This window comes from Marinobacterium mangrovicola, assembly GCF_004339595.1.
In the GTDB taxonomy this organism is placed as follows: Bacteria; Pseudomonadota; Gammaproteobacteria; order Pseudomonadales; family Balneatricaceae; genus Marinobacterium_D; species Marinobacterium_D mangrovicola.
The window spans coordinates 31,543-50,697 of the sequence record NZ_SMFU01000012.1 but is presented as its reverse complement, the minus strand read 5'-3'; the positions used below and the strand labels follow the sequence as shown (position 1 = coordinate 50,697).

General features: G+C 58.5%; 19 protein-coding genes. 6 read left to right on the top strand and 13 right to left on the bottom strand.

All coding sequences use genetic code 11. The features are described from left to right. Window positions 1–41: 41 nt before the first annotated feature. From CLV83_RS18715 to CLV83_RS18705, 3 genes are read right to left on the bottom strand one after another with little or no spacing between them, the layout of a single operon-like run. On the bottom strand, window positions 42–623 hold the full coding sequence (locus CLV83_RS18715) for an LOG family protein (RefSeq protein ID WP_132296211.1): 582 nt from the start codon (window positions 621–623) through the stop codon (window positions 42–44). A 3-nt stretch (window positions 624–626) separates the two neighbouring features. Further along, window positions 627–2,558, bottom strand: a complete 1,932-nt coding sequence (locus CLV83_RS18710; protein ID WP_132296208.1) for a sensor histidine kinase — start codon at window positions 2,556–2,558, stop codon at window positions 627–629. Then, window positions 2,545–4,797: a putative bifunctional diguanylate cyclase/phosphodiesterase gene (locus tag CLV83_RS18705; protein ID WP_165900353.1), complete on the bottom strand. Its 2,253-nt coding sequence runs from the start codon at window positions 4,795–4,797 to the stop codon at window positions 2,545–2,547. Before CLV83_RS18705 ends, CLV83_RS18710 begins: the two co-directional genes overlap by 14 nt. 303 nt (window positions 4,798–5,100) lie before the next feature. On the opposite strand from CLV83_RS18705, the gene CLV83_RS18700 reads away from it, so the two are divergent. From CLV83_RS18700 to CLV83_RS18690, 3 genes are read left to right on the top strand one after another with little or no spacing between them, the layout of a single operon-like run. Continuing rightward, a complete protein-coding gene (locus tag CLV83_RS18700) occupies window positions 5,101–5,709 on the top strand; it encodes a YjaG family protein (RefSeq protein ID WP_132296202.1) in 609 nt (202 codons plus the stop codon). Then, entirely contained in the window at window positions 5,709–5,969 is a 261-nt protein-coding gene (locus CLV83_RS18695; RefSeq protein ID WP_132296199.1) for a hypothetical protein, read from the top strand. The genes CLV83_RS18700 and CLV83_RS18695 overlap by 1 nt, the downstream gene beginning before the upstream one ends. Before the next feature lie 19 nt (window positions 5,970–5,988). Continuing rightward, window positions 5,989–6,465, top strand: a complete 477-nt coding sequence (locus tag CLV83_RS18690; protein ID WP_132296196.1) for a hypothetical protein — start codon at window positions 5,989–5,991, stop codon at window positions 6,463–6,465. A gap of 15 nt (window positions 6,466–6,480) precedes the next feature. Here the strand turns inward: CLV83_RS18690 and CLV83_RS18685 are convergent, their stop codons facing one another. Further along, window positions 6,481–7,422, bottom strand: a complete 942-nt coding sequence (locus CLV83_RS18685; protein ID WP_132296193.1) for an NADP-dependent oxidoreductase — start codon at window positions 7,420–7,422, stop codon at window positions 6,481–6,483. 87 nt (window positions 7,423–7,509) lie between these two features. Between CLV83_RS18685 and CLV83_RS18680 the strand changes: the two genes are divergently transcribed. Both CLV83_RS18680 and cysZ read left to right on the top strand, forming a co-directional pair. Then, window positions 7,510–7,743, top strand: a complete 234-nt coding sequence (locus CLV83_RS18680; RefSeq protein WP_243642443.1) for a hypothetical protein — start codon at window positions 7,510–7,512, stop codon at window positions 7,741–7,743. Between the two features lie 9 nt (window positions 7,744–7,752). Further along, window positions 7,753–8,529, top strand: a complete 777-nt coding sequence (cysZ, locus tag CLV83_RS18675; protein WP_132296190.1) for a sulfate transporter CysZ — start codon at window positions 7,753–7,755, stop codon at window positions 8,527–8,529. 15 nt (window positions 8,530–8,544) lie between these two features. Here cysZ and phoR read toward each other — a convergent pair whose 3' ends face one another. The 4 genes from phoR to CLV83_RS18655 form a co-directional block, all read right to left on the bottom strand. Then, window positions 8,545–9,804, bottom strand: coding sequence for a phosphate regulon sensor histidine kinase PhoR (gene phoR / locus CLV83_RS18670; protein WP_424399132.1), 1,260 nt, complete (start codon window positions 9,802–9,804; stop codon window positions 8,545–8,547). A gap of 84 nt (window positions 9,805–9,888) precedes the next feature. Further along, a complete protein-coding gene (gene phoB, locus CLV83_RS18665) occupies window positions 9,889–10,584 on the bottom strand; it encodes a phosphate regulon transcriptional regulator PhoB (RefSeq protein ID WP_104005290.1) in 696 nt (231 codons plus the stop codon). A 105-nt stretch (window positions 10,585–10,689) separates the two neighbouring features. Further along, a complete protein-coding gene (ubiA, locus tag CLV83_RS18660) occupies window positions 10,690–11,574 on the bottom strand; it encodes a 4-hydroxybenzoate octaprenyltransferase (protein WP_132296184.1) in 885 nt (294 codons plus the stop codon). 76 nt (window positions 11,575–11,650) lie between these two features. Beyond that, complete coding sequence (locus CLV83_RS18655) at window positions 11,651–12,172, bottom strand: chorismate--pyruvate lyase family protein (protein ID WP_132296181.1); 522 nt, start codon at window positions 12,170–12,172, stop codon at window positions 11,651–11,653. A gap of 88 nt (window positions 12,173–12,260) precedes the next feature. On the opposite strand from CLV83_RS18655, the gene CLV83_RS18650 reads away from it, so the two are divergent. Continuing rightward, the gene (locus CLV83_RS18650) at window positions 12,261–12,842 is read left to right on the top strand and encodes a DUF1415 domain-containing protein (protein WP_132296178.1); all 582 of its coding nucleotides are present in this window, start codon (window positions 12,261–12,263) and stop codon (window positions 12,840–12,842) included. 51 nt (window positions 12,843–12,893) lie between these two features. Here CLV83_RS18650 and phoU read toward each other — a convergent pair whose 3' ends face one another. The 5 genes from phoU to pstC form a co-directional block, all read right to left on the bottom strand. Next, window positions 12,894–13,655 carry a phosphate signaling complex protein PhoU gene (gene phoU, locus CLV83_RS18645; protein ID WP_132296175.1) on the bottom strand — a complete coding sequence of 254 codons (762 nt, stop codon included), beginning with the start codon at window positions 13,653–13,655 and terminating at the stop codon, window positions 12,894–12,896. A 160-nt stretch (window positions 13,656–13,815) separates the two neighbouring features. Continuing rightward, window positions 13,816–15,423, bottom strand: a complete 1,608-nt coding sequence (locus CLV83_RS18640; protein WP_132296172.1) for a methyl-accepting chemotaxis protein — start codon at window positions 15,421–15,423, stop codon at window positions 13,816–13,818. Window positions 15,424–15,533: 110 nt separating this feature from the next. Further along, on the bottom strand, window positions 15,534–16,433 hold the full coding sequence (gene pstB / locus CLV83_RS18635) for a phosphate ABC transporter ATP-binding protein PstB (RefSeq protein WP_243642442.1): 900 nt from the start codon (window positions 16,431–16,433) through the stop codon (window positions 15,534–15,536). 11 nt (window positions 16,434–16,444) lie between these two features. After that, window positions 16,445–17,716 carry a phosphate ABC transporter permease PstA gene (gene pstA, locus CLV83_RS18630; RefSeq protein ID WP_132296169.1) on the bottom strand — a complete coding sequence of 424 codons (1,272 nt, stop codon included), beginning with the start codon at window positions 17,714–17,716 and terminating at the stop codon, window positions 16,445–16,447. Beyond that, a complete protein-coding gene (gene pstC, locus CLV83_RS18625) occupies window positions 17,709–19,097 on the bottom strand; it encodes a phosphate ABC transporter permease subunit PstC (RefSeq protein WP_132296166.1) in 1,389 nt (462 codons plus the stop codon). The genes pstA and pstC overlap by 8 nt, the downstream gene beginning before the upstream one ends. Between the last annotated feature and the right edge of the window lie 58 nt (window positions 19,098–19,155).

The following is a 19,155-nucleotide window of genomic DNA, read 5'->3' as shown; positions in this document are numbered from 1 at the left end:
TCAGGAAAAACCGATGGACTGAGCCATCTCATGGCCAGTGTCTATATTTTTTCCGGCGCCCAGAGGCTGCCGGAGCGGTCTATGGCCTGGTTCAACAGGTCGAGCAGTGCCGGGATCTCCTCTTCAACCCGCAGCAGTGAGCGGCACTGGTCGTGGATAAATCCCTGGCGGCGGGTGTGATCCAGAAAACCGAGCAGCGGGTCGTAAAAGTTATCCACATTGAGCAGCGCGACGGGCTTGTCGTGATAACCCAGCTGGGCCCAGGTCCAGACTTCGAACAGCTCTTCGAAGGTGCCGATGCCGCCGGGCAAGGCGATAAACGCATCGGCCAGGCTGGCCATGCGGGCCTTTCGGGCGTGCATATCGGGTACAACTTCCAGCGAAGTCAGTTGCTGGTGGGCGACTTCGGCCTTGAACAGGCTTTCCGGAATCACGCCGGTGACTTCGCCGCCAGCGCTCATCACGCCGTCAGCGACTGCACCCATCAGGCCGACGGAACCGCCGCCATAGACCAGCGAAGAACCCTGGGCAGCGATTGCCGTACCAAGTTCGAACGCAACCTTCTCGAAACGCGGGTTGGCGCCCTTTCGGGAACCACAGAAAACGCACAGCGTTGTCGCCATTCTTCAGTCCTTTTCCTGTTCCGTGCTGAGCCGGCAATCAACGGGGATACGCAATATGAAACAGCTGCCCCGGCCGAATTCGGATTGGACCTCGATGCTACCATGGAGCAGTCGGTGAACCCACTGGTGAACCAGATGAAGTCCTAAACCTGTGTGACCGCGGCCCCGGCCTGAGGTAACAAAGGGGTCAAACAGGCTTTTGCGCAGGTCTGGGTCGATCCCCCGGCCGTTGTCAGTGACGGCCAGCTCCAGTTTTGCGCCTGGCAGTGGCTTTGCGCTGAGCTGAATGCAGCCCTTCTGTCCCGGGGCGAAGGCGTGGGTCAGCGCATTCTCGATCAGGTTCTGCAGTATCTGCGAAATAATCCCAGGATGGGTATAGAGGTGAGTATCGGGCGGAATCTCGGTTGTCAGACTAATCGGCTGTTTTCTGAACAGGGGCGAAAGCGTGAGCTCAAGATCCGTGACCAGATCGTTCAGATAGACATGCCGAAGCTCATCATCGGCACGATCCAGTGCGAGGCGCTTGAAGCTCGTAATCAGGCGGCTGACCTGGTTCAGGTTGCGCATCGCCAGGCCCATGCCCTCCTCGGCGTGTGTCAGTGCGGCCTGCTGTTGTGAGGATGTATGTGTCTGTTTCAGGCTTTTCAGCTGTCCTTCGACGCTGCTGAGTACCATCAACGCGCCGCCGGTGGGGGTGTTCAGCTCATGGGCGACGCCGGCAACCATCATACCGAGAGAGGAGAGTTTACGGGTTTCGACCAGTTCCTCCTGCAGCAGAGATTGCTGCTCATGAGCCGTGACCAGCGAGTGGTGTACCGTCTGGAGTTTCAGGTGTTCCTGGTTGATGCGCTGGTAGAGCACGCGCTGGCGTGCTTCGGAGCGCAGGAACAGTGTAATCAGCCAGCTCCCGAGGGCGATTACCGTCAGCGCGCAGAGAGTAACGAGTAGCCAGAGTTTGCCGGTAATGCCTGATACCAGGTCCACCGAGGATGATGTCAGCAGAATTAAAACTTCGCGCCCCTCTCCCGGCCGTTCAATCAGGGCCAGCTTTTCCCAGCTCCAGATCCTTCCTTCCGCGTGCACATCGTTGGCTGTGGGGCGTGCTTTGATCTGCCGCCAAAGCTCGGGAAACTTGTTACCCAGCTGCGCCTCGGGATTATCGAACAGATGACCCCACTCCTGCTCCGGTGAACGGCTTACCAGCCAGAATCCGGAGGTGTTGATCAGCTCGGTGGCGGAGTCTCGGGAGTAGGTGGCGCGAATCGCATTAAACAACTCCCGCAGGTCGTAATTGATGACGATCACCCCCTCTCGCATCGTTTCCGTATTGGTGGTGCGGACTGCTGCGCGAAGGGTGGGTTTAAGCGGCCGTTCGATCTGGCCACGCTCGATATTCAGATCCAGCGGGCTGATATAGACCTGGTCCAGCGGATAGGCCATCGCCTGCTGGAAGTAGTAGCGGTCGGCCTTGTTCTGTAATTCGTCCGGGGGGACGATCTCGGCTTCGCCGGAGACAAAGTTGATTCTTACTTGCTCCTCGCCGGATGCGTCGATCCAGCGCACCTGTGAGATAAGCGCATGATCCTGGCTGAAACGGATAAATTCCCGATGCAGCAGATTGCTATCCAGGGCGCGGTAGGGGTTGAGCGCAATTCTGACCGGCGGGCTGCGTTTGATCATCAGGGTCAGATCACGCAGGTGTCCGAGCTCCCGGGACAGAGTGGCAGCGCCGAAGTTCAGGTCTGCACTCTGTTGGGTCATGATCGGCTGGGTATAGAGGTCGAGTAGCTGGTGGTAGGCGAAATAGCTGCCGCTGGTCACCAGCAGCGTCAGCAGAATCGTAAGGCCTGTTGCCAGCCGACGTGGAGACTGGCCCTGGGGTAGTCTGTGTTCCTGCTCCTGCAGCTGTGCAACCGCGCTGTTATCGGTGTTCATCGTCGGTTGGCAGCGTGAAGACAGGGTTCGCTGCGAGTTTATCGATCAGCACTTCAAGCCTTTGTGGGCGTGAGAACAGATAACCCTGGGCTGCGAGACACCCCTTGGCTAGCAGCTGCTCCCGCTGTGCAAGGGTTTCCACACCCTCGGCTACGGTGTTCAGGCCAAAGCGTTCACTGATGCGCAGGATCATGTCGACGACATGAGCCGCCTGGGGTGATTCGCCCATCTGGCGCACAAACACCTGGTCTATTTTCAACGTGGTCGCGGCCAGGTGAGTGATATGTGACAGCGAAGAATAACCGGTGCCAAAGTCGTCGATACTGACGGCCATGCCCATATCGATCAGCCGCTTGAGTTGCGGTGCGATCTTCTCGTAGCTTTCCATCGCCCGGGACTCGGTGATCTCCAGGTTCAGCTGTTCCGGCCTGATGCCATATTTTTTCAGTGTGCCGACCAGGGTGTCGAAGTAGTCCGGGTCGAACAGCTCGTCACTGGAGGCGTTAAAGGCCACCGGCACATCGATTCCCGCCGCGTTGAGCTGTTTGATCGCGTTACAGGCCAGCTCTACAACCAGCTGGTCCAGCTCGCCGATAAGGCCTGCGGTTTCTGCCAGTGGAATAAACTGATCCGGCCTTACCCGGCTGCCATCCTCCCGTTCCCAGCGGGCCAGGGCTTCAAAGCCAATCAGGCGGTTATCACTCAGGCTGACCTTGGGTTGTAGCTCGATATGCAGCGCGCGCTGGGCCAGGGCCTGACGCAGATCGCTCATCAGGGCGTAGCGATGGCGTATCTCCTCATCGAAGCCGGCACTGTATTCCAGAAAGTTGAGGTGCTGTTGCCGTGCGGTATCGATACAGCACTCGGCGATACGCAGTATCTCGCGTGGTTGCAGGTGGTCCAGCTCGGAAAGCGGCAGTGATGAGGCGGTGATAGACAGGGAATGCTCGGCGCCATCGATATTCAGGGGCTGGCCAATCAGGGATTTGATGGTGGCGTCGGTGGGGGCGGTATCGCGGTGGCCGAGAATAGCGAAGGAGTCGAGCCCTGTGCGGGCGATACTGATGTAGTCATCCAGCTTCGCTTTCAATTGGCTGTACATCTGTTCGATCAGCTTGTCGCTGAATGCGGTTCCCAGGGTCACGGTGACATCGGAGAAGCGATCCAGGTCGAGCAGCGTTAGCTGCAGCCTGGCGCGCTCCCGGCGGCTCAGTCGCTTCATCTCCCAGACCAGCCAGTTGCGATTGGGGATATTGAGCAGGTCGTCGTAGTACGCCAGTTCGCTGAGGCGGTTGTTGAGGGCGATGTTGGCGAAACCGCCGCTGACCTGTTCGGCAAATACCTGCAGCAGGCTGATATGGTAGCGGGAAGGCCGGGTATCGGCTTTCACCACGGTGACATATTCACGCGGATCGATTTCGGCGGTGCCGAAGTAGAGCACGCTGTAGCTGTCACGGAAAATATGGCGCTTTTCGGCGCGGGCGTTGCCGATATCGGTGTGTATGGCGTTGTCGTCGATGAGCCCGGGCACCTTGGATGCCTGGCCTGAATAGCAACCGCTGCAGGCCATCACCTCGGCCTCTTCAAGGGAGTCGCTCTCGTTGGAGACGGCACTGACTATGCCGCCTTCACCGGCGCCGATGATGTTGCCTATCTGCTCCAGCAGGGTGTGGCTGAAGCTTTGCAGGTCACGCTTGCTGGTCAGCGCCCTGCTTGCTTCGACCAGCAGCTGCAGCCCCTGTCGGGCGCGCTCCAGCTCTGTGATATAGACCCAGGTACGCAGATTGCCGGTGATCAGCGTGATCAGTTGGTCAGCCTTGAGGTCGGCTTTCTGCCAATAGTCATCGATATCGTACTGGCGCATCACATCCTTGCGCGGCGCCATGCCTGGCTGCCCGGTTAACAGAATTATGCGGATCTGGTGGTTGCCGAGGCGTTCGCGGATGGTATTGACCAGGCGCAAGCCACTGTCATCATCCTCCATCACCACATCGAGCAGAACGACCGCAATATCGGGGTGAGCGCTTAGTAGCGTGGCGGCTTCGGCGGCGGAACCGGCAGTCAGAATCTCGACCGGGATACCGTCGTATTCCAGTTTTCCCAGGCTGTACAACAGAGATGCCTGATACGTGGGATCGTCCTCGACACTGAGGAGTTTCCAGCAAGCGGGGCGCTGAGCAATATTGCCACCGGCAGGTTCGCGTCCCGGAATGGCCAGCCGTTCGAAGGCAGTGCTCATAGGCGAGTCCTTCCACATTTCAGTGCAGTGCTTATCCTTGTGTTAACGCAGGATAAAAGCGACGTTAACGCTTGAAGTCACCGGGTCCGTGAGGTTCGCGCAGTTGACCTAGGACTGTGCGACCAGGTTCGACCTTTAAGTTAGCCAGTAGATTCTGACTAAGCAAATATTGGTTGAAATTGTGCCAAAACAGAGTCTTTTTTATCTGGGTGTCGATTAAGCAGGTATCAGCCTGTTGGTATCCTCGTTCAGGCCGTACAATATGGGACCAAGCCCGATCGATCTGATAAGACCGGAGACAAAATGAGTGAGCCGCTGAAACTCGACAAACAACTCAATGGACTGGAAAGCTGGCAGCTCGTTGCTTTCAGCGCCGCATTGAGCGAACGTATGTTCCCCAACTTCCTGCTGTTTTCGCGACTGATGGAGTTTGGTGATCATAAACAGCTGCGCAGCATTCTCGACGGTGTCTGGAATCAGCTCGCCGGCACCGGCTCGCGCATCAACGCTGAGGTTCAGCTTGATAATGTCGAGGCGAACATTCCGGATCTGGAAGAGTTCGATATGTACGGCGCCACGCCGGCCCATGCGGCGGTGGTTGCACTCTACTCTACCCTCACCTGCGTGATCGAAGGCGATATGGCCGAGGCGCTGGAGGTGGCCAGCCTGTCTCACGAATGTGTGGCCGGTTTCATCGAAATCAGCGAAGGCGATGACCAGATGTCCGATGAGGAGCTGGTTCGCTTTATCAACACCCACGAGCTGATGCTGAATGAAGAGTCGTTTCGCGATGAGGTGCTGGAGCGCCTGCGCGCCCAGCGTCAGCCCAATGCGGCCTTTATCCGCGATCTTCGTGCCCTGGCGGAAAACGAAGGCGTCAGCAATATCGGTATCAGTGACGAAGACGCTTAATGTTACGATTGGGTCTTCTACTGCTGATTGTTCCGCCGCTGGCGCTGATGGCCGGTTATATGATCGAGCAGGCTCAAGTGGATGCCTGCCTTGATAGCGGTGGTGCCTGGCATTACGCCGAAGCCGAGTGCGTCTCCTCCGGCGAGTATCCCTTCGTTCCTTTCATGATGCGTCATCCGCTGCTGGTCAATGGCGGAATGCTGCTGTCTGTGGTGGGCCTTTTCTTCTGTCTTATCGGTCTTTACAAGGGCCGTTCCTGAGTTTTCTGGAGTCTCTGCAATGATGAAAAAGATCCTGCTGGCGCTGTTGGCGATCGCGGTGTTGGGCGCGGGTTATCTTTGGCTCAAGAAAGATTCTATTGTCGAAGAGTTCAACCGGGAGCGCGCCGAAGATGCGGTGGTTTACCGTGAGGCGGGACTCGAGTTTGGCCGCACTCATGATCAGCAGGAGTGTCTGGATGAGGCGCTGCAGGAGTTTGATACCCAGTGTACCGGTTTCAGCTGTACCGTCCGCTACGGCAAGTTTCTGAATGCCTGTCTGGAGACCGCTTCAGACTCAGCGACCTTCTGTGACAACGTACCCGCTTACCAGGACGAGAAAACCGAAGAGGAGAAAGTCTGGGCGCGGGAAACCTGCTGGGATCGGGATATCCGTGGTGAGGGTTGTCGTGTTTTACTGCGTCAGCAGCAGTATTTTTGCACCAATAATCCGTCCCAGCAGGCGCGACTCACCGACAGCACGGCTGCCGGTGAGTAATCTGGATCGAACAGCTTAGCCGATGCTTAGTACCAGCTTGCCACGCTGGTGGCCGCTGGCGCTGAGCTGATGGGCGCGCGCCACCTCAGCCAGAGGAATGGCCCCGCCCAGTGACAGTTTCAGCTGGCCTGTCTCGGCAAGGGCGGCCAACTCCGCCAGCTGGGTACCGTTGGGCTCTACCCGGATACCCATAACCCGATAACCTCCCTTCTCTGCCGCTGCCATCACCTCGGCTGCCGTCACCGATGGCAGGGTCACCAGAATGCCGTCCGATTTGAGGCACTGCAGCGCTTCAATGGCGGTGGCGCCACCGACGCCGTCGATAACGATATCCACATCATTGACGCTGACTGCCAGGTTGGCGCTGGAATAATCGACGCACTCGTCACAGCCGACGCTGTGGATAAAGTCCTGGTTGGCGGCGGATGCAGTGCCGATCACATAGGCGCCGGCCGCTTTGGCCAGCTGCACGGCGATATGGCCGACGCCACCGGCGGCGGCCAGTACCAGTACTTTCTGTCCCGCTTTGACCTGCGCCTTGTCATGCAGCGCCTGCCAGGCGGTCAGACCAGCAAGACCTAGACCGGCTGCTGCCTCTGCGCTCAGGGACTCGGGACGCAGCGCGATCTGATTCGCCGGTGCACAGGTGTATTCGGCGTAGCAGCCCGCCGCTTCCGGGAAGCGGACAAAGGCGAACACCTCGTCGCCCTGCTTGAAGTCACTGACGCCTTGGCCGACCTTATCCACAGTGCCGGCGCACTCCCAGCCGGGAATGAATGGCAGCTCGCCGATAGCGGCACTGGCGCCGCCGCCGGCGCAGGTTTTCCAGTCGATCGGATTGATGCCGGCGGCACGGTTGCGAATCAACACTTCACCGCGGCCTGGTTGCGGGGTCTCCACCTCGTCCAGGGTCAGGTTTTCCGCTGTGCCGAAGGCGTGGAGTCGTATCGCTTTCATGTTAATCTCCGTTCACTGAAAAGCCGGGGTAGTGGAGGCTGCGATCAGGTCCGCTAGGCCCGTATCCAACCCAAGTGCTTGAGAAGGATGACGATGATCTATCTGGCCATGATTGAGCCGTTCCTGTTCTGGGGCGGACTGCTGGTGTTTGTGACCTCTCTGGGTCTCTACGTCAAACGAACCAGTGACTGGCAGGCGGTAATGCGCTTCTGGCAGCCGCTGATCAGCTTCACACCGCTGGAGTTCAGAATCAACCGCATCGGGCTGACCCTGATGCTGGTCGCCGTCGCTTTACGTTTTACCGTTTATTTTATGGCCTGAGGAGGGTCTATGAGTGCCAATCCCGTCAGGGGCGCTAGCTATTTCATGCGCGGACTGGCGATGCTGCCGGAGCCCGGTATCCGCAGTTTCGTACTAATTCCCCTGGTTATCAACGTGCTGCTGTTCGGCGGCGCCATCTGGCTACTGATCAACCAGTTCGGCAACTGGATCGATTATATGATGAACGCCTGGCTGCCCGCCTGGGAGTGGCTGGACTTTCTGCGTTACCTGCTTTGGCCGCTATTGGCGCTGGTGATACTGGTGGTGGTCTATTACAGCTTCTCTATCGTCGCGAACTTTATCGCCGCACCGTTCAACGGTTTTCTGTCGGAGATGGTGGAGCGCAAGCTGCGCGGCACGGTGAGTACCGATGAAGGCTGGGCGGAGCTGGTGAAAATGATACCCCGCTCGCTGCAGCGTGAGGTGCAGAAACTGCTCTATTACCTGCCCAGGGTATTGGTCCTGCTGGTGTTGAGTTTTATCCCGGTGATCAACCTGGTGATGCCCTTTGTCTGGTTCCTGTTCGGGGCTTGGATGATGTCGATTCAGTATTGCGATTATCCGATGGATAACAACAAGGTCAGTTTCCCCGAGATGAAACGATTGCTGAAATCGCATCGCTTCACCGCGGTAGGCTTTGGTTCGGTGGTGCAGCTGGGCATGCTGATACCGCTGGTGAACCTGCTGATCATGCCTGCAGCAGTCGTGGGCGCGACGATCTACTGGGTGGAAGAACACAGCCACATCAAAACGCCGGGCGCCACCGGTGCGGTAGTCACTCGCTGATTAGGGCATAGCTGATCAGGGCAGGTCGTTGGCGACCTGCTTGATGCTGCGAATCATATCTGGCGGGAAGTGGCAGCTGAAAAGGCTGCCTTTTCCGCTCTTGCTCTCGATCGTCAGCTGGGCGCCATGGCGCATCAGCACATGTTTGACGATCGCCAGGCCCAGGCCGGTACCGCCACTGGCTGATGAACGGCTCTCATCAACGCGGTAGAAGCGCTCGGTCAGACGTGGGATATGGATCGGATCGATGCCGATACCATTGTCTTTGACGCTGAAGTGCCCGCCCTTGGCGTCCACTCGCCAGCTGATTTCGATATTGCCGGCTTCCGGCGTGTAGCGTACGGCGTTAAACACCAGATTGGAGAAGGCGCTCTGCAGCTCCAGCTCCTGGCCGCTCAAGTCGTAATCCGGATCTACCTCCAGCTGGAAACTGTGCTCGCGTTCACCCGAGAGATCGACTGCGTCGTGGTGAATCTGTGAGATCAGTGACTGGATACGGATCGGTTGCTCATCGCTGGCGTGCTGGGTGGCCTCCAGACGTGACAGTAGCAACAGATCCGCCACCAGACTTTCCATCCGCTTCGCCTGCTGTTGCATCTGGCTCATGCCGCGCTGCAGTGGGCGGGGCATCTCCTGGTCGAGGAAGGTTTCCAGATACCCGCTGATCACGGTGAGCGGCGTGCGCAATTCATGGGAGGCGTTGGCGACAAAGTCCTGACGGGTCTGCTCCAGCTTCACCAGTCGGGTGACATCCCGGGCAACCAGTACGCGGTCGTCATCGCCGAAACGGTTGATCTGATACTGCAGGTGCATATCGTGATTGCTCGGTGAGACCAGCTGCAGAGATTCCTGATACAGACCCTTGCGGTAATAACGGATAAAACGCGGATCGCGGATGATGTTGAAGATCGATTTGCCGCGGTCGCGGTCGTCGATGCCGAGCAGTTTGCCCGCGGCGCGGTTCCACCATTCCAGATGGTTCTCGCGGTCGATAATGACAATGGCATCGGAGAGGGCGGCAGTACACTGCTGGAATCGGCTGATCACCGATTGCAGGCGCTGCTCGCGGGCCAACCCGCGTTTGTGCCGGCGGGCGAGCTGGTCAAGGAGGTCGCCCCAGGGACCCGTGTCCTCCGGGGGAGCGTCGTCCTCCTCTTTCGACAGCCATTTCATCAGCCGGTTGTAATGGCGGGCTTCGAGCAGGCTCCATGCCAGCAGGCTGATACCCAGGCCCCAGCCTGGATAGGAAACCAGGCTACCGATTACCACTCCCACAAGAGCCACTCCCGCGAGGGGTAAAATCATCGGGTTACTGGAGTGGCGCATAAGACCTCATGTCCCTAAGGTCGCTGATAAGGTTCAGGCGACCTGTGAAGAAAAGCGATATCCGGTACCGCGGACGGTTTGTACCAGATAATCATGCCGCTCGCCAAGCGCCTTGCGCAGGCGGCGGATATGCACGTCGACCGTCCGTTCTTCGACGTAAACATTGCCGCCCCAGACCATGTCGAGCAGCTGGCTGCGCGAGTATGCACGATCCTGGTGGGTCATGAAAAACTGCAGCAGTCGGAATTCGGTAGGGCCCAGCTCGATCGGTGCAGCGTCGGCGGTGACGCGATGGGACACCGGATCCAGTCGCAGGCCATCAACGGTGACCGGCTCTTCGACGCCCTTGGGGGTGGCGCGGCGCAGCACGGCCTTCAGACGAGCGACCAGCTCACGTGGAGAGAACGGCTTGATAATGTAGTCGTCGACGCCGGCTTCCAGTCCTTTGACCTTGTTGTCTTCGTCTGTTTTCGCAGTCAGCATGATCACCGGCACATCGGCGGTGACCTCATCCTTGCGCAGGCGGCGGGCGAACTCGACGCCGCTGGTTCCCGGCATCATCCAGTCCAGCAGCACCATATCCGGTTTTTTATCCAGGATAAGGGCGTGGGCCTGCTGCGCGTTTTCCGCTTCCAGACATTCGTAGCCTGCCATTTCGAGGGCCACGGCAATCATTTCCCTGATCGGAGCTTCATCGTCAACGATCAACACACGTTTTGATGCAGACATCTGTCTCTGCCTCTAAAAATTCTGCTGTTATTAATCGCGACTATTACAAGACGTTTAGGTTACACAAATATGACAATAGCAGAATCAGGCGACTAAAGTGCGTGATCAGTTCACTGCGTAATCAGCGATGATGCCCAGCAATACCAGAAGTTCAGCCCAGTGGTTGTTTAGAAAGGCCTTCAGGCAGGGCATACGCTCGCGATGACGTATCAGCCATTGCTGATAGATAAACAGCACCGTGGCGCCGGCCAGGCCCAGATGGAACCAGAGTCCGAGCCCCGCCAGGTGACCGACAGCGATCAGCAGTCCCAGCGCGATGATATGCAGCAGGCCCACCATCAGACGATCATGACGGCCAAAGAGTACGGCAGTGGATTTAATGCCGATCTTCAGGTCGTCGTCCCGATCCACCATGGCGTACATGGTGTCGTAGGCTACGGTCCAGGAGATTTTCGCCAGGAAAATAAGCCAGGCGATCAGCGGTAGTTGCTCCTGAATGGCGGTAAAGGCCATGGGGATCGCCCAGCCGAAGGCGGCGCCCAGCACCACCTGGGGCAGATGGGTGTGGCGTTTCATAAACGGATAGACGAATGCCAGCGCCAGGCCAGCGAAAGACATCAGGATCGTCATGCCGTTGGTAAAGAGTACCAGCACGAAGGCGGCCAGCATCAGTCCGGCAAACAGGCTCAGTGCTTCGCGCTCGCTGACGCGGCCCGTGGTCAGTGGTCGGTCCTTGGTACGTTTTACGTGGCGGTCGAAATGTCTGTCGGCGTAATCGTTGATAACGCAGCCAGCTGAACGGGTCAGCCAGACCCCAAGCGAGAAAATCACCAGCAGATGCAGCGGCGGCACGCCCTCGGCGGCGATCCACAGGGCCCAGAGGGTGGGCCAGAGCAGCAGGTAGGTGCCGATAGGGCGGTCGGCGCGCATCAGCTGAATGTAAAGGCCGAGCTTGCCCGGTTGCTGGCTGTTAGTGTTCGACATCGCCATAAAGCCTCTAATAAAAACGCGCCTGACTGGATGACGCCAGATAAATGTTAGCCGTACACCCGGTCAGCAGGTGTTATCAGGCCGGATATTGTATGTGTTCCAGCGACGCCAGAAAAACCTCGCATACCAGCAGCGGTTTTCGGTCCAGGTGGAAGACCGAGCGTCGCGCCCAAAGCCCGGCATCGAGACGCGCGATCTGCAGCGGCTGGCGACGCATGCCCGGATCACGGAACAGCAGGGAGCCCAGGGAGCGGGTGCCGATCAGCTTCAGCGTACGGTGGCGGCCTGTCAGCGTGGAGACCGGTATCACCGTGCGGGCATACACCCAGGGCTCACCGGCGCCGCAGAGGTAAACCTCGCGGATCAGTGCCTGCTGCCTGGCCTTAAGGCGCAGTGCTGCCGCCTCGGCGGGACCGGGGCGGCCAAACCCCTGGTGTACCAGCCGCACGGAGAAGCGGCCTCGGCTGGCGCGCTTGAGCAGTCGGGTCAGCGAGCCCTCGTCGGTGAGCCAGCGACGCAGATGGCGTGGCGCCCGGGTCGGGTGCTTCAGCTGTTGCCAGTGGCGCGCTTTTTCGGGCTGTGGGCGGTTCGGTTTCAAGTGAGCCTCATGGGACGTGTTCGCAGGTTCCGTAGGTTCCAGTGCGCGCAAGAGTGTATCATCAGCACACCTGAGTTAGGACTGCCCTATGAGTACAACAAGCGATGAGCGCCTGGTCGAGCAGGCACGGACACTGACCCAAGAGTGGGTTGAATCGATGGTGGTTGGATTGAATCTCTGCCCGTTCGCAGCGCCGGTGGTACGCAATGAAACCATTCGCTATCACGTATCTACCGCGGCCAACGAGGATGATCTGCTGAGGGACTTCCTACAGCAGCTGTCCGATCTGGTGGAGACTCCGGAAAATGAGTTATCCACAACGCTGGTGATCACACCTTGGCTGTTGCAGGAGTTCGATGAGTTTCTCGACCTGGTGGCGGATGCCGAGGCACTGCTGGAGCAGGCGGGTGTGGAGGATCTGTTCCAGATCGCCAGCTTCCATCCGGGCTATCTGTTTGAGGGGGTGGATGATGACGACATCAGCCACTGGACCAACCGCGCGCCTTTTCCGGCGCTGCATCTGATCCGTCAGGATGAGATGAGCCGTGCTCTGGCCAACTACCCCGACCCGGATCAGATTCCGGAGCGCAATATCGCACGCCTGCGTGAGATCGGGCGGGAGGGACTGATTGCCCGCTTCCCGCCACTGGCTGACTACTGGCCTTCCTAGCCGTTGCTGTTGAAGCGGTATATCCCTTTGGCGCGGGAGTAAGGTCGGGCCTTACTCCTCTTCGCTGTCGTCGTCGCCCTGCGGCTGAGTTTCCTCACGCACGGTTTTCTTCATCACTTTCAGGCTCTGGTGACGCACGTCGGTACCGCTGACCTGGTAGATCAGGTGCTCGGCCAGATTGCGCGCGTGGTCGCCAATACGCTCAAGGCTACGCAGCACCCAGATAACGTTCATGATGCTGGAGATTGAACGTACATCTTCCATCATGAAGGTCACCAGAGTGCGCATGGCAGTGCGATATTCCTGGTCGACGGTACGATCCTGCTTGGCCACGCGGTAAGCCAGTTCAAGGTCGTTACGGGCAAAGGCGGTGAGTACGTCCTGCACCATGTCACGCACCACGTTGCCGATATGACGCACTTCCTGGAAGCCATGTTTGGATGAGCTGCCTTCGCCGGCCATTTCCAGGGCCTGCTGGGCGATGCGGGTCGCTTCATCACCAATACGCTCAAGGTCCGCCACCGCACGGCTGATCGAGATGATCAGACGCAGGTCGGAAGCCGCTGGCTGGCGCAGAGCGATGGTTTTGGTGCACTGCTCATCGATCAGAAGTTCCATTTCATTGGTCTGGCGGTCGATCAAACGAGCCTGCTCAGCCATCTCCTCATCGCTGGTCAGCAACGCCTCAATAGAGTCGTAGACCTGGCGCTCCACGATACCACCCATGGTCAGCATCTGCGTGCGGATCGTTTCCAGTTCCTCGTTGAACTGGTGGGAAATATGATTGGAGTAACTATCCTCTTCGTGTTGCACGGTTACGCTCTCCGTCGGGGTCTGTGGCAGCCTGGAAACTGGGGAATTGGGTAAACTTCGGGTTCAACTTCTGCTTCAACGTCAGTCGAAATTATAGAGGCTGCCAACGTACATTGCATTTATGACAGTTTCGTGAAAAACCACAAGAAATCAGTGCGTTTCAAGAGGTTTTGAAGCGGGAGATCAGCGTCTGCATGGAACCCGATTCCTGCCGCAGGGCATCGCTGACCGAACGTGTATTCTCTACGCACAGACCCAGGGAGTCGGCGCTCTCGCGCAGCGCCTGAGCGCGTCGGCCGATGCGGCCGCTTTCATCGCGCTGGGTGGCGATGGCGTTGCTGACACCCTCGCTGTGACGCTCCATTTCGATGAAACGTCCCTGTAGCTGTTCGAGGAAGCTGTGCAGTGTGGTGATGTGGGCGCGGTTTTCGTTACCGGCCGCGCGCATGGAATCGAGCTGTCGGCCCACGCCCTCGACACCTTCGGAAAGGTCTCCCACCCATTGGCGGATATCACGGGTGGAATCTGCGGTGCGCTGGGAAAGCACGCGAACCTCATCGGCCACCACCGCAAAGCCTCGGCCGTGCTCGCCGGCGCGGGCCGCTTCGATGGCCGCGTTAAGTGCCAGCAGATTGGTCTGTTCGGCGATCTCGGCGATGATATCGATCACCTGGCTGATCTTGCCGCTGGATTCGGTCAGGGAGGTGATCGAGTCGCCCACCTGAGCGATGATCTCCACGGTATTTTCGGCGGCCCGGGCGCTGCTGGCCATCCCTTTCTGGGCTTCGGTATTGGCGGCGATCGCTTCATTGACCGTAGCCAGTGAGTGGCCCATCGCGGTTTCGATCGACTCGGTCTGATCGATGATGCTTTCCATCGAGGTATTCACGTCATTGATCAGCTGCAGGGTTTTACCTGAGGTGCTCTGCAATGATTCCGCCTCGGCATCCAGTTGGGTGGAGCGCTCGGTCAGGGCGGTCGCCGCCTGCTGAATGTCAGCGATAAAGTGGCGGAAACGCTCCACCAGGCGACGGATCGCCTGACTGACACTGGCCACCTCATCCTTGCCCTTGAGCTCTGGAGTGGTGCGCAGGTCCGCATCACGCTCCATGGTAATCAGGCCCCGTTCCATGGTCAGTAGATGGATAATCACAGTCCGGTTGAGCCAGAGCGTCATGCCGACCACGATGATCAGGAAAATGCCGGAGCCGATGAAAAGAAAGTTCTGCTGGTCGGCGAGAAAACTGATCAGGCCCTGGGCAGCGCCTGACAACTCTTCACGGTTAGTGCGCTGGCGTTCGCTGATTGCTGTCAGCATAGGCTCCATGGCGGGTACCAGATCAAAATCGACCACCTTGCCGACCTGGTAATAGCTTTTGGCCTCGATCCCTTCGACCATCCGCTCCATCAGCGTGATCACGCGCTCAAAGTCTGGTTGGTGTGCCGCCGCCCATTCGCGCAGCCCAGGATTCTCGCTGACAGCCTGCCATTCCCTAGGCAGAGATTCCTGGAGTTCGGTAAAGGTGGGGTTGATCTCATCCCAGAGCAGCAGTTGGCCCTTGGTCTTGTAGGCAAGATCCTGCAGCCGATGGTGATCCTGGCCCAGGTCGCTCAATAACCAGCTTTCCTTGAGCTGCTGCTCAATCAGGTTATTGGACGCCGTTTCGGCCTTAACGATGATGCTCCAGGAGAGAGCGGCAAGGCCCGCCAGCGCCAGCAGACAGAGACCAGCAAAAAATAGTATCCGAAAGCGGACAGTACCAAACATAATAACTCCTGCGGGACTATGAATCCGGCAGGGTAATGAGAATTTGTTACTTTTAAGTTACAAAAAAGGGCGCTCGAATGAGCGCCCCAGGATCGAAACTCTGCACCAGCTCAGCCGAAGCGGCCGGTGATGTAGGATTCGGTCATCTGGTGTTCGGGAGCAGTGAACACGGTGCTGGTGTCGTTGACCTCGACCAGGTGACCCAGGTGGAAGTAGGCGGTACGGTGAGAAACACGCGCCGCCTGCTGCATGGAGTGGGTCACGATCACGATGGTGTAGCTCTGTGACAGTTCTGCAATCAGCTCTTCCACCTTGGCGGTAGCGATCGGGTCCAGTGCTGAGCAGGGCTCATCCATCAGAACCACTTCAGGGCTCACGGCGATGGTACGGGCGATACACAGACGCTGCTGCTGACCGCCGGACATGCCGGTTGCGGTCGCATCCAGACGATCTTTCACCTCATCCCAGAGACCGGCCTTGCGCAGGCTGCTCTCGACGATGTCATCGAGGTCAGATTTACGGTTGGCCAGGCCATGGATACGCGGGCCGTAGGCAACGTTATCGTAGATCGACTTCGGGAAGGGGTTCGGCTTCTGGAACACCATGCCCACGCGGGCACGCAGCTCAACCACATCCTGGCGCGGGTCATACAGATCCTGGCCGTCCAGCTCCAGCGTACCTTTAACGCGGCAGCTCTCGACGCTGTCGTTCATGCGGTTCAGGCTGCGCAGGAAGGTGGACTTACCGCAACCTGAAGGGCCGATGAAGGCGATCACTTCGTTGGTGGCGATATCCAGACTTACGTTTTTGATAGCACGGTTTTCGCCGTAGAACACTTCCACGTCGCGCAGCTTGAATTTGGCGTCGTCTGCGTACGGAGTGCCGACGGTTTTTCCTTCGACGATCGATTCGCCGGTATGACTTGCTTCTTCGGCCAAGGTCGGCAGCTCCTGATTCTCATCGTGGAGGGTTTTTTCGGACATATTTGCATTTGCAGGAATACTTGTCATCTCAGATCTCCTCACCACCGGCGCTCAAGGCGTTTACGCAGCCAGATGGCTAATGCATTCATACTGATCAGGAAGCTCAGCAGCACCATGATGGCGGCTGACGCTCGTTCTATAAAGGCCAGCTCCGGGCTGCCTGCCCACAGGAAGACCTGGACCGGCAGGACGGTAGCCGAGTCGAGGAAGCCGTTCGGGACATCCACGATAAAGGCGACCATGCCGATCAGCAGCAGCGGAGCGGTTTCACCCAGCGCCTGCGCCATACCGATGATGGAGCCGGTCAGCATACCCGGCAGGGCCAGCGGCAGGACGTGATGCAGTACAACCTGCATCTTGGATGCACCGATACCTGAAGCCGCTTCGCGAATGGAGGGCGGTACGCTCTTGATCGCTGCGCGGCTCGAGATAATGATCGTCGGCAGGGTCATCAGGGTCAGTACCAGACCGCCCACCACCGGCACCGAGCGCGGCATACCGAAAAGGCCGATAAACACCGCAAGACCCAGCAGACCGAAGATAATCGACGGTACCGCTGCCAGGTTGTTGATGTTGACCTCGATAAAGTCGGTCAGCTTGTTCTGCGGCGCAAACTCTTCCAGGTAGATCGCTGCGGCCACCCCGATCGGGAAGGACAGGATCAGCGTGATGAACATGGTCAGCAGTGAACCGACAACGGCACCGAGGATCCCGGCACGGGAAGGATCACGGGAGTCACCACCCTTGAAGAAGGTATCGTTGAAACCCACTTCAACCACGCCTTTTTCCACCAGCTGGTCGACCCATTCGCGCTGCTGTTCAGACAGTTTGATGGAGTAGGCGCTGTCACCGGCGTGTTTGGCGTAAACGTCCACGTCGGTGTGAGCCAGCAGGTTCATCTCACGGGTGGTACCCAGCCATTCCGGGTTGTTGACCAGGGCTTCACGCAGGTCCGCGGATGCGTACGGGTTGATTAGCGTACGTACTTCATCCCGGTCAGCCTCGGTGGCGCCCGGAATCTCTTTCATCAGCGCCTGCACCAGCGGTTCGACGAAGTCGGCCATGCGGATCTGCTTGGGATCGGTGGCATCATCCAGGAACATCATCTCCTGGTTGAGCTCGACTTCCAGGTTCAGGCTGGTTTTCATAAAACCGGTGTAGCCCTTGCCGATGATATCGGTGAAGAGCACCACCAGTGCCGACAGGGCAATGGCGATCGCCAGGATGCCGTAGGCGCGGAACCGCTTTTCCTTGCGATAGCGCTTTTTCAGTGACTGGCGGACGATCTCCGCCTGAGTGTGATTAGTCATATTGTTCCCGATACTTGCGCACGATATGCAGGGCGAGAATGTTCAGCACCAGCGTGGACAGGAACAGCATTGCCCCCAGGGCGAATGCAGCCAGAGTCTTGGCGCTGTCAAACTCCTGGTCGCCGGTCAGCAGGGTCACGATCTGAACGGTTACGGTGGTCACGGTTTCCAGCGGGTTGGCGGTCAGGTTGGCCGCCAGGCCAGCCGCCATCACCACGATCATGGTTTCGCCGATGGCACGGGATACCGCCAGCAGAATACCGCCCATGATGCCGGGCAGTGCCGCCGGGAAGATCACCTTCTTCATGGTTTCCGACTGGGTCGCGCCCAGTGCCAGGGAACCGTCACGCAGTGACTGAGGCACGGCGTTGATTACGTCATCCGACAGGGAGGAGACGAACGGGATGATCATGATGCCCATGACCGCACCGGCTGCCAGTGCACTCTGCGATGAGGCTTCGATACCCAGGCTGGCGGCCAGATCGCTGATAAACGGCGCCACGGTCAAGGCGGCGAAGAAGCCGTAAACCACGGTGGGAACACCGGCGAGCATCTCCAGCAGCGGCTTGACGATGCCACGTACGCGCGGGTTGGCGTATTCGGACAGGTAGACCGCTGACATCAGCCCCACAGGTACTGCCACCAGCATAGCGATCGCGGAGATCAGCAGGGTACCGGTGAACAGCGGAATCATGCCGAAGGCACCTTCGGCAGCGACCTGGTCGGCGCGCAACGCGGTCTGCGGGCTCCAGTGGCTACCGAAGATAAAGTCGATAAACGAGATCTTCTGGAAGAAGCGGAAGGTTTCCAGCGCCACAGAGAAGATAATGCCGACGGTGGTCAGAATCGCCAGTGCGGCGCAGGAGAAGAATATCCACTTCAGCGTGGCTTCAACCTGAACACGGGCATTCAGCGTCGGACGAATGCGAACCCAGGCGATAAAACCGGCAAGCACAGCTACCGCGACTACCAGCGCGGTCATGTACATCAGGCTCTGTTCACGCAGGCGGATCAGCAGATCTGCAGCCTTGACGATGGCCGGATCCGCAAAATCCCTGGGCAGAGCGCCAGAAGCGATGTTGCTGATCTTGCTGAGCAGCAGACTGGCCTCGCCCTCATTACTCGGCAGCAGATTTTCCGGCAGCGTTCCAATGACGAGCGTCTGGATAACGTGCCCCTGAAAGGCCGCCCAAAGTCCAAGAACGATCAGAGCCGGAATACCGCACCAGAGTGCGGCGCGTGCGCCATAGTAAAAAGGAAGCGACTTGAGATGTCGGATCCCACCCAGAGGCATTGCCAGTGCGCGGGAGCGGAAATAGCCGAACCCGTAAGCGATGGCGGCGAATGCCAGCGTGATAAGAAGCAGGTTTGCCGGTTGCATGTATCTACCTGTCTGCGATGTTTCTGTGGGGCGACCAAATCAGTGGATTTGAGACGCC